8 protein-coding genes and 1 pseudogene are annotated in these 10,156 nt (G+C 70.3%); 5 read left to right on the top strand and 4 right to left on the bottom strand.

What is annotated here, in order from left to right:
* Positions 1-636, top strand: a pseudogene (locus AB0H88_RS36225) (amino acid transporter); the annotation flags it as partial.
* A 6-nt stretch (positions 637-642) separates the two neighbouring features.
* Here AB0H88_RS36225 and AB0H88_RS36220 read toward each other — a convergent pair.
* Both AB0H88_RS36220 and AB0H88_RS36215 read right to left on the bottom strand, forming a co-directional pair.
* Positions 643-1,707, bottom strand: coding sequence for a serine hydrolase domain-containing protein (locus AB0H88_RS36220; RefSeq protein ID WP_357652554.1), 1,065 nt, complete (start codon positions 1,705-1,707; stop codon positions 643-645).
* A 64-nt stretch (positions 1,708-1,771) separates the two neighbouring features.
* Positions 1,772-2,407: a TetR/AcrR family transcriptional regulator gene (locus AB0H88_RS36215; protein ID WP_357652552.1), complete on the bottom strand. Its 636-nt coding sequence runs from the start codon at positions 2,405-2,407 to the stop codon at positions 1,772-1,774.
* 121 nt (positions 2,408-2,528) lie between these two features.
* Here AB0H88_RS36215 and AB0H88_RS36210 point away from each other — a divergent pair, with 121 nt between their 5' ends.
* The gene (locus AB0H88_RS36210) at positions 2,529-3,350 is read left to right on the top strand and encodes an SDR family NAD(P)-dependent oxidoreductase (RefSeq protein WP_357652551.1); all 822 of its coding nucleotides are present in this window, start codon (positions 2,529-2,531) and stop codon (positions 3,348-3,350) included.
* Between the two features lie 86 nt (positions 3,351-3,436).
* Positions 3,437-5,185, top strand: coding sequence for a protein kinase (locus AB0H88_RS36205; protein ID WP_357652549.1), 1,749 nt, complete (start codon positions 3,437-3,439; stop codon positions 5,183-5,185).
* Here AB0H88_RS36205 and AB0H88_RS36200 read toward each other — a convergent pair.
* Positions 5,166-6,434, bottom strand: a complete 1,269-nt coding sequence (locus AB0H88_RS36200) for an MFS transporter (protein WP_357652547.1) — start codon at positions 6,432-6,434, stop codon at positions 5,166-5,168. The two genes, AB0H88_RS36205 and AB0H88_RS36200, sit on opposite strands and share 20 nt — an antisense overlap.
* Positions 6,435-6,521: 87 nt before the next feature.
* Here AB0H88_RS36200 and AB0H88_RS36195 point away from each other — a divergent pair, with 87 nt between their 5' ends.
* Positions 6,522-7,730 carry a HAMP domain-containing sensor histidine kinase gene (locus AB0H88_RS36195; protein ID WP_357652545.1) on the top strand — a complete coding sequence of 403 codons (1,209 nt, stop codon included), beginning with the start codon at positions 6,522-6,524 and terminating at the stop codon, positions 7,728-7,730.
* 105 nt (positions 7,731-7,835) lie between these two features.
* Positions 7,836-9,107, top strand: a complete 1,272-nt coding sequence (locus AB0H88_RS36190) for a C39 family peptidase (protein ID WP_357652543.1) — start codon at positions 7,836-7,838, stop codon at positions 9,105-9,107.
* 3 nt (positions 9,108-9,110) lie between these two features.
* Here AB0H88_RS36190 and AB0H88_RS36185 read toward each other — a convergent pair whose 3' ends face one another.
* The gene (locus AB0H88_RS36185) at positions 9,111-10,127 is read right to left on the bottom strand and encodes a nitronate monooxygenase family protein (RefSeq protein WP_357652541.1); all 1,017 of its coding nucleotides are present in this window, start codon (positions 10,125-10,127) and stop codon (positions 9,111-9,113) included.
* Positions 10,128-10,156 lie beyond the last annotated feature (29 nt).

Here is a 10,156-nt window from a genome sequence, read left to right as displayed (position 1 = left end):
GGGTTCGGCGTGATCTCGGCGGTGCTGGCCTACACGCTGGTGGACAATGTGATCGAGCGGCCGGACGGTGTGAAGATCGCCTCGTTCTTCATCGCCGCCATCGTCAGCCTGTCGGTGATCTCGCGGGCGACGCGCTCCACGGAGCTGCGGGTCATCGACGTGCACCTGGACTCGCTGGCCGAGGAGTTCGTCAACGAGGCGTGCGGCGAGATCCATGTGATCGCGAACGAGCCGCACCAGCGCGACCAGGCCGAGTACAACGACAAGCTACGCGAGACGTGGATCACCCACCGGTTGCGCAGCAACGAGCCGGTCCTGTTCGTCGAGGTGACGGTGCCGGACGCCTCGGAGTTCGAGACCGAGCTGCACGTCAAGGGCGAGGAGCGGTACGGCCACAAGATCCTGAAGATCGAGAGCTCGGCGGTGCCCAACGCGCTGGCCGCGCTCCTGCTCTACCTGCGTGACCGGACCGGCGGCGTACCGCACATCTACTTCCACTGGACCGAGGGCAACCCGGTCGTGGCGATGCTGCGTTACCTGGTCTTCGGCGGCGGCGACGTGCCACCCCTCACCCGCGAGGTCCTCCGCAAGGCCGAGTCCGACCCGGTACGCAGACCGCGCGTCCACGTGGGCTGAACCGCTCTACTTCACCGGGGAGCACAGGGCGGCGTCGAAGGCGGCGAAGAGGTGGCGGTCGTCCTTCGGGGTGCCCGTGACGTACACGGTCGCCGCCCGGCCCGCCCGGTTCCGGCCGCTGAGCACCCGTACGCCCGGCAGACCGCCGTCGTGCATGAGGGCGAGGCCGCAGCTCAGCGGGTAGGTGTACAGCCCCAGGCCGTAGCGGCTCCCTGCCGGGTCGGTGGCGGGGACCGTGCCGGTGAGCATGGTCCGCAGCGTCCGCTGGGGGATGGCCTGCCAGAACCGGTTGAGGTCAGCCGGCGTGGAGACCAGCCCGCCGCCCGCCCCGAAGCCGTAGCCGGGAAGCCGGGTGATGTCCGTCTCGCCGCCCTTTGGGTCCATCGGGTTCACGCCGTAGTTGTGCGGGTGCTCGCCACGGATGTCCAGCTCGCCGTCCTTGGGCCAGTACGTACCGGGCAGGCCGCGCAGCACGGTGTCCTCGGTGATCCGGCGGAAGTCCTTGCCCGTCACCTTCTCGATGAGCATGCCCGCGACCAGGAAATTGGTGTTGGAGTAGAACCAGCGCTCGCCGGGCTGGCCCACGGGTTCGCGGGTCATGGCCAGCGCGAGGTGGTCGGCGGGGATGGCGGGCTTGGTCCAGTCGACCAGGTCGAAGTACTCGGGCAGGCCGCTGGTGTGCAGCAGGAGTTGGCGGACGGTGACCGGCCGGCCGTCGAGCGAGCCGGGCAGGTAGTGCTCGACCCGCTCGTCCAGGTCCAGCTTGCCCTCGGCGGCCAGGCGCAGCACGGTCACCGCGACCACCGGCTTGGTCACGCTGGCCACGCGGAACCTTCCGTCGGCGCCGACCATCGGCTTGCCGGTACCACGCTGGGCCGTTCCGGAGGTCCACGTGGTGGTGCGGCCGTTCGCGTCACGCACCGAGACCACCGCGCCGGTCAGGCCATCCTGCTTGGTCAGCCGGTCGACCTGCTGCTGGACGCCACCGGAGGTCGAGACGGCGGCCATGGCCGGAGAGGCGGCGCTCAGGAGCACGACGGCGGCGGCGGCTGCTGCGAGGTACTTCCGCATTTTGGACATCTCCTCTTTATTGGGGTGATGTCCTAATCCTTGGATCTTCAGCCCTCAAGATCAGTCAGGTTGCCGGGCCACTTGTGGGTAGGGCCCGCACTACTCCAGGGGGCCGGAACGCCTTGAGCGTCAGCTCCACCAAGGCGTCGGCGTATTCGGGCGTGAGTGGCCCCGAACGGAGCAGCCAGCGCTGGTAGAGGGGGGCGTAGAGCAGTTCGAGCGCCAGGTCGAGGTCGGCGTCCGCGGCGAACTGGCCCGCCCGCTGCGCACTGCGCAGCCGCTCCTTCTTGGCCTCGTCCACGGGGCCGGCCAGCTTCTCGCGGTATTGGGCGGCGAGGTTCGGATCGTGGATGATCTCCGCGTTGAGCGCCCTGATCGGCGCCTCGAAGCCCGGATCGGCGAACTCGGCGACGGTCGCCCGCATGACCGCCTTCAGGTCGGCCTCGAGGTCGCCCGTGTCGGGCAGCGCCAGGCCCTCGGCTCCCTCACTGAGCGTCAGGAAGGAGTCGAAGATCACCGCGCCCTTGCCCGGCCACCACCGGTAGATCGTCTGCTTGCCCACCCCCGCCCGCGCGGCGATGGCCTCGATCGTGACCTTCGCGTATCCGACCTCGGTCACGAGCTCGCGTGCCGCGTCGAGGATCGCCTGGCGCGATCGCTCGTTGCGGCGGCCGGGGTCCGGCTGCTTGGCGATGGACATGCCGGTGAGGATAGCAGTTCGTCGAGACGAGACGTTCCGTCTTGACGACTTGCGGCGATTGCGGCAAGCTCCTCCTTGCGAGACGAACCGTCTCGTCTCAAGTTGGAGGAGGTGGGTGCCTATGACGAGCACCCGAGTGTGGTTCATCACCGGTGCGTCCCGGGGGCTGGGCCGGGCGTTCGCTGAGGCGGCGCTGGCCACCGGAGACCGGGTCGTGGCGGCGGCGCGCAATGTCGATCCGCTCGCGGAGCTGACCGAGGAGCATCCGGGCCGCCTCGTACGCCTGGCGATGGACGTCTCCGACCGCGCGGCGGTGCAGGACGGCGTGGACCAGGCGGCGGCGGCCTTCGGCAGGCTGGACATCGTGGTCAACAACGCCGGCGGGTTCCTGTTCGGCATGCTGGAGGAGGCCACCGAGGAGCAGATCAGGGCGCACTTCGACGTCAACTTCTTCGGCGCGATCTGGGTGGCCCAGGCCGTCGTCCCCCACTTGCGGAAGCAGGGCTCCGGGCACATCCTGCAAGTCACCTCGATGGGCTCCGGTGGGGGATTCGCCTCGGTCGGCCTGTACGCGGGGGGCAAGTCGGCCCTCGACTCGGTCAGCCAGGCGCTGGCGATGGAGGTCGAGCCGTTCGGCATCAAGGTCACGATCGTTCAGCCGGGCGGGTACGACACCGGACTGTTCACGGTCGGCACCACGGTGACCGAGCACCTTCCCGAGTACGAGCCCCTGCGGACGAAGCTGGCCGAGATGTGGGGCGACGACGCCGGACCCGCTCCGAGCACCGCCGCACCCGTCATCATGGAGCTGGTCGATCTTCCGGAGCCGCCGCTGCGGCTGATCGTCGGTAGCCACTCCTTCGACCTCGTCCAGCAGATGGACCAGGCTCGTACGGAGGTGTACCGCGCCTGGGAGCACCTAAGCCGAAAAGCACCAGGTTGACCGGCCGGTGAACAGCGTCAAATATCGGAAAATCCGTATATGAGACGGTCCATCCTGGGCCAAGTCGACAGCGTACGCTGCTCTGCATGCGCAGACGGGTGATCGACGACCGGTTCGAGCTGGTGGAACGGCTCGGCGGCGGCGGCATGGGCCTGGTGTGGCGGGCCTGGGACGTGGCCCTGCACCGGGAGGTCGCCCTCAAGGAGGTACGCCCGCCCGACCCGGACATGGACGAGCGCGATCCCGAGGGTGCCCGCGAGCTGCGGGCCAGGGTCCTCCGCGAGGCCCGCGCCCTGGCCCGGCTCAACCACCCGCACGTCGTGACCATCCACCACATCGTGGACCATGGCGACAGCGGCTATCCGTGGCTCGTCATGGAGCTGGTCTCCGGTGGATCGCTCCAGGAACGCCTCGAACGCGGCCCGATGACGCCGCACGAGACCGCCCGCCTCGGCCGCGAGATCCTCTCCGCGCTGCGGGCCGCGCATGCCGTCGGCATCCAGCACCGCGACGTCAAGCCGGCCAACGTCCTGCTGCGGCCGGACGGCCGGTCGGTGCTGACCGACTTCGGCATCGCCGCGGTACGCGAGTCCACCAGCCTGACCGCGACCGGCTCGTTCATCGGCTCGCCCGAGTACATCGCGCCGGAACGCATCAACGGCTACGAGGGCGATCCGTCCTCGGACCTGTGGTCCCTGGGGATGCTGCTGTACGTCGCCGTCGAAGGCCGCCATCCGCTGCGCCGGGCCACCACGCTGGCGACGCTGGCCGCGGTGCTCAACCAGGACGTGCCGCCGCCGCAGCGGGCCGGAGCGCTCGGTCCCGTGCTCGGCTACGTGCTCACGCGCGACCTGGCCGCCCGGCCCGACGCCGAGACGCTGGACCGCATGCTCGCCTCGGTGACCGACGCCCCCGCGTCGATGCCGCCCGCGCCACCGGCCTGGGCCCCGGGCCCACCGCTCCCGCAGCCGCCCATGGGCCCGCAGCCGACGGGCGGCGCGCCGTACCCGCAGCCGACCGGCGGCGCGCCGTACCCACAACCGACCGGCGGCGCGCCGTACCCGCAGCCGCTCATGGGCTCACAGCCGACCGGCCCGGGGTACGCCCAGATGAACACCGGCCCGCCGATCCCGCGCCCGGTCACCGGCGTCAGCCGCCGATCGAAGCGCGGCGCGCACCCGGCCATGGTCGCGGTGTCCGCCGCAGTGGTCGTGGTGGTCGGCGTTCTGGTGTGGACGTTCCTGCCCCCGGTGCTGCGGGGCGACGCCGCCGACGACCCGCGGTCCACCGAGTCCGGGCAGCCGACCAGCACCGCCACCAAATCCGGGCGGAAGACCACGAGCAAGACCACGCCCAAGGCCACCGAGACCGCCACCGAGCCGGCCGACGACCCGGGCAATCTGCTGACCCCGGCCGGGATCCGGGCCGCGATCGCCGCGCTGAAGCCGGTGATGGGCGGCACCAAGGTCATCAGAATGGTGATCTACCCCGAGTACGCGAGCGTCCAGGCGCCGGTCAAGGGCGAGAAGGGCGTCTACGACAACTTCACCTACCGCGACGGCACAGCCGCCCGCCAGAGCACGGGCAGCACCACGAACGAGGATCCGGTGGACCTGAGCAAGTTCAACTGGGACGCCCTGCCCGCACTGCTCCGCAAGGCGGACCAGGCTCTGGGCGTCCGCAAGCCCACCACCCACTACATCGTCGTGGACCCCGCCTTCGCGTTCGTGGGTGCCCGCGAGTCGCTGCTCATCTATGTGGGCGACAAATACCACCGGACGGGCTACTTGGTGGCCGACACCCGAGGCAAGGTGATCAGGACCAATCCGGCGTGAGCGCGAGGTCCCGCTGCCGCCGCAGCGGTGAGAACACCAGCCAGAGCACCGCGAGCCACGAGCAGGTCACCGCGACCGCCAGGGTCGTGCGGGCGCCGAGCCACGCGCCGAGGGTCCCCGCCAGCAGGCCGCCGAAGGGCATGGCGCCGCGGATCAGCCACCGGATGCTCGCGTTCATCCGGCCGAGCAGCTCGGGCGGGCAGATCGACTGCCGGTAGGTGATCTGCAGCACGTTGTACGCGACGGTGGACAGGCGCGAGGCGAACAGCCCCGCCGCCACGGCCAGCACTCCCCAGCCGGGCCCGCCGAGGGGAATGAGCAGCGCGAACCCGCCGAGACACAGCTTGCCCGCCCATAACGCCCTGGCCGGACCCAGCCATCTCGCGAACGACGTGGCGAGCATGCCGCCCACGATCCCGCCGGCGCTGCCCAGCCCCAGCACCAGTCCGAGCGTGGCGGGATCGGCGCCGAGGTCGCCGAGCACGAACACGACGACGAGTGTGGTGATCATGGCGTCGCAGAGGTTGGAGATCGCGCTGCACGCCACGACGCGCCGCAACACTGGGTGCCCCAGGACGAAGGTGATTCCCTCGGCCGCCGCCCTGCGCATGCTCCGGGACTCGCGGACGGCCGGTCGTGGTTCGGGGGTGCGGATCAGCAGCAGGGACGCGATGCCGATCACGTACGAGAGGCAGTCCACGACCATCACCCGAGCCGCGGTGTGCAGCAGCGTCATCAGGCCGCCCGCCAGGGAGGGGCCGACGGCGAGGGCCACCGCGTTGGTCGTGGCGATCTTGCCGTTGCCCTCGATGAGCCGCCGCCGCGTCAGCAGGACCGGCAGGTAGCTCTGGCAGGTGATCTCGAAGACGACGTTGATCGAGCCCACGAGGAAGGCCATCACGTACAGATGGACGATCGTCAGGTGGCCCAGCGCCGCCGCGACGGGGATCGAGGCCACCACCGCGCCCCGCGCCACGCCGCAGCCGATCATCAGCGGGCGCTTGGCGACGCGGTCGACGATCGTCCCGGCGGGCAGCGTCATGACCAGCCAGGCTGCCGTGGCGCAGGCGGTCAGCACCCCCACCTCGAAGGTGGTGGCGCGGAGCATGGTGACGGCCACGAGGGGGACCGCCAGCGTCGTCACCGCCGCGCCCAGGTCGCTGATGCTCTGCCCGGTCCAGAAGAACATGAAGTCGCGATTCCTGAGGAGTGTGCCGTCCTGTTCGGATGCCTGCCGGTTGATGGTCACGTCATAGACCGTACGAAAACCGACCGGCTTACTCCGGGCTGACACATGGTCCGTCATCCTCTAGGCGGAAGGGAAGGGGTGCTGGTCGTGAAGGAGCCTGACGGCCTCGCCGTGGGTCGCGTGCGCCCATGGAACCGGCTGGGGCTCCGGATGCGGCTCACGCTCCTGTACGGCGGCTCGTTCTTCGTGGCCGGATCGTTGCTGCTCTGGTCGACGTACCTGATCACCGGGCAGGCCCTGGACCAGCAGTTCCCCGCGAAGGCCATGAGGATCGTCGGCGAGCGGGCCGGGCCCGTGCAGGAAGGCGCCGTCAAAAGCGACATGGTCTTCGAGAAGGTGAACGTCCAGCAGCGGGCGGACGGCGTGCTCGATGAGATGCTGCGGTCCTCGGTCGTCATCATGATCGTGATCGGGGTCATCGCGTTCGTGCTCGGCTATCTGATGGCTGATCGGGCGTTGCGGCCGTTGGATCGGGTGACGGAGACGGCGCGGCGGTTGTCGGAGAGTACGTTGCATGAGCGGATCGGGTTGCGGGGCCCGCAGGATGAGGTCAAGCGGTTGGCCGATACGTTCGACGCGATGTTGGATCGGTTGCATCGGGTGTTCGAGGCGCAGCGGCGGTTCATCGGTAATGCCTCGCATGAGTTGCGGACGCCGTTGGCGATCAATCGGACGATTCTGGAGGTGTCGCTGGAGGAGCCGGCGGCCTCGCCGGATCTGAAGGCGCTGGCTCGTGCGCTGCTGGGGACCAACGCCCGTTATGAGCGGTTGATCGAGGGGTTGCTGCTGCTGGCCCAGTCGGAGCAGGAGCTCGCCATCCGCAAGAGCATCGACGTACGCCAGGTGATCCGGGCCGTGGAGGAGCAGCTCGACCTGCAGCCCCGCAAGCGGCCGGTCACCCTCCACCAGGACCTGAGCGCCGCCCTCGCGATGGGCGACCCGCTGTTCCTGGAGCGCTGCGTGTTCAACCTGGTGGAGAACGCGATCAAGTACAACGTCCGCGATGGTGACGTATGGCTTCGTTCGCGGCAGGAGGGTGACGAGGCGGTGGTCGTGGTGGAGAACACCGGTCCGCAGGTCTCGCCGTACGAGGTGGACGACCTGTTCGAGCCGTTCCGCCGGCTGCAGGGTGATCGGGTGCGGTCGGCGCGCGGTGCGGGGCTGGGACTGTCGATCGTCCGGGCCATCGTCGACGCGCACGGCGGCACGGTCACCGCCGAGGCACGGCCGGAAGGCGGTCTCACGGTCACCATGCGGTTGCCCCGGCTGGAGCGCCGGGCCGCCCTGCGCGCCTGAGCCGAACCGGCGCGGGCGGCACGCGTACGTAGATTTTCCGATGCGCGGAATGCGCCCTGTGTCTACTGTCTGCCGCACCGAGCGCCGTTCTAGCAAGGTAGGTTCATGCGCGCGCTGACCGTCTTACTCTCCACCGTCCTGGTTTCCGCGACCCTGGCTGCTCCCGCGCCCGGCCTCGCCGCCACGCGACCCGAGGCGGCCACGGTGAACGTCGTCTATCAACGAGCCGACTTCTCCGCCGGTACGCCCGAAGGGACGGTCATCGGCGACGGCCTGTCGTTCGCCGCCGCGGTCGGCAGCACCACCTACACCGACGCGCTCGGCACCAAGAGCTGGGAGTACGCCCGCTGGACCGGCCCGGAGCGGCCGATCGGCTTCGCCGCCACCGAGCTCATCGCCTCCTGGACCGCCGACGTCCCGGCGGGCAGCTGGCTGCAGGTCGAGGCGCGCACCCGTCACACGGCCGGGCTGAGCAAGTGGTACGTGCTCGGCCGCTGGGCGTACGGAGAGGGAGACATCCGCCGCACCTCGGTGTCCGGGCAGGCCGACGCCGACGGCACCGTCTCCGTGGACACGTTCGTCGCGGCGGCGGACAAGCAGATCGCGGGGAAGCAGATCAATGCCTACCAGCTACGCCTCACCCTGTACCGGACGCCCGGCTCCGCCGTGACGCCGACCGTACGGACGCTGGGCGCGATGGCCTCGAACGTGCCCGAGCGCAAGACCGTGCCGGTCAGCCCGGGCGGCGGCGCGTGGGGCACCGAGCTGGCCGTTCCGCGCCGCTCCCAGAACGTGCACGAGGGCCACTACCCGGAATGGGACGGCGGCGGTCAGGCCTGGTGCAGCCCGACCTCGACCACGATGGTCCTGGGCTACTGGGACAAGTGGCCCAGCGCGCAGGACACCTCCTGGGTCGACCCCTCCGATCCCGATCCGGCGGTTGACTACGCCGCCCGCTTCTCCTACGACCACGCCTACCAGGGCGCGGGCAACTGGCCGTTCAACACCGCCTACGCCGGTCGCTACGGCCTGGACGGCTTCGTCACCCGCCTGCGGTCACTGACCGAGCTGGAGCGGCTGATCACCGCCGGAATCCCGGTCATCACCTCGCAGTCATTCAAGAAGGGCGAGCTGCCGGGCGCCGGGTACGGCACCAACGGGCACATCATGGTCATCGTCGGCTTCACCGCCGAGGGTGACGTGATCGCCAACGATCCCGCCTCCGCCGATGACGACGCCGTGCGGCACGTCTATCCGCGGGCCGCGTTCGAGAACGTCTGGCTCCGCAGCTCCAGCAGCGGCGGCATCGTGTACGTCATCCACCCGCCCGGCCACGCCCTGCCCGCGACCACACCGGGACTGCCCGCCAACTGGTGACTCTCAGCACGCCCTCCGGTAGCGATCGAGGGCGGCGCGGGCCTGCGTGGTGATCGTGTCGATCACCACGGCCGCCGGTTCGATCGAGTCGACCAGGCCCACGCCCTCGCCCGCGAGCAGCGCCATCTCCTCCAGGTCGCCGGTGGTCAGGCCGCGCATCGGGACCAGGAAGGAGAACTTGCGCATCTCCACCGGCTCCCCGTTGACCACCGTGTGCCCGATGACCTCCAGGTCCGAGGTGTCGCGCGGCACCTCGTCCGCCCGGTCGTGCCACTCGCGGACGACCCGGTTGCGCAGCACCCGCGTCGGATTGAAGGCCGGATGCTCCGGGCCGAACATCGGCGTGCGCGCGGTGTCGGTGCCCCGTGCCGTCACCAGCCGGCTCTTGTAGCCATCGTGGGCCGCCGACTCGGTCGTGGCCACCAGCCGCGTACCGATCCAGGCGCCGTCGGCCCCGAGCATGAGCGCGGCGGCCAGTCCCCGGCCGTCCGCGATCCCCCCAGCGGCCAGGACCAGCGCCGGGGCGACCGCGTCGACCACCAGCGGGACCAGCGCGAACGTCGGCAGGGTCGCGTAATTGTGCCCGCCCGCCTCCAGCCCCTGCGCCACCACGACGTCCACCCCGTCGTCCACCGCCCGCTTGGCGTCCTCCACCGAGCCGACCTGCTCGAAGACGCGCACGCCCGCGCCGTGCAGCCGGCCGATCCAGCTCTTCGGCGGATGCCCCCAGTGGAACGAGGCCACCGCGACGCCGGCCGCGCAGACCGCGTCGATCTGCTCGGGCTTGGCGAAGGGGGTGACGAAGTTGACGTTGACCGGCCCGGTCGTGCCGGCCCGTACCGCGTCGATGGTCTCGACCATGGCGGCGGTCGGCATCAGCCCCACCCCGAGTGACCCCAGCGCCCCGGCGTCGCTCACCGCGATCGCCAGCTCCGGCAGCATTCCGGCGAACGCCATGCCGGCCTGCGCGATCGGGGTGGTCAGACCGTACGCCTCGGTGAAGCGTGTCCGCAGTTCCATGTGCGGCCTTTCCCCTGTGTAGCGATATC

It is taken from the genome of Nonomuraea sp. NPDC050680 (genome assembly GCF_040654555.1).
Taxonomy (GTDB): domain Bacteria; phylum Actinomycetota; class Actinomycetes; order Streptosporangiales; family Streptosporangiaceae; genus Nonomuraea.
This window is presented reverse-complemented; position numbering and strand designations above follow the sequence as displayed.

Coding starts and splice junctions, on each gene's coding strand:
- AB0H88_RS36220 (WP_357652554.1), bottom strand. CDS start 1,707: ATGCGGAAGTACCTCGCAGCAGCCGCCGCCGCCGTCGTGCTCCTGAGC.
- AB0H88_RS36215 (WP_357652552.1), bottom strand. CDS start 2,407: ATGTCCATCGCCAAGCAGCCGGACCCCGGCCGCCGCAACGAGCGATCG.
- AB0H88_RS36210 (WP_357652551.1), top strand. CDS start 2,529: ATGACGAGCACCCGAGTGTGGTTCATCACCGGTGCGTCCCGGGGGCTG.
- AB0H88_RS36205 (WP_357652549.1), top strand. CDS start 3,437: ATGCGCAGACGGGTGATCGACGACCGGTTCGAGCTGGTGGAACGGCTC.
- AB0H88_RS36190 (WP_357652543.1), top strand. CDS start 7,836: ATGCGCGCGCTGACCGTCTTACTCTCCACCGTCCTGGTTTCCGCGACC.
- AB0H88_RS36185 (WP_357652541.1), bottom strand. CDS start 10,127: ATGGAACTGCGGACACGCTTCACCGAGGCGTACGGTCTGACCACCCCG.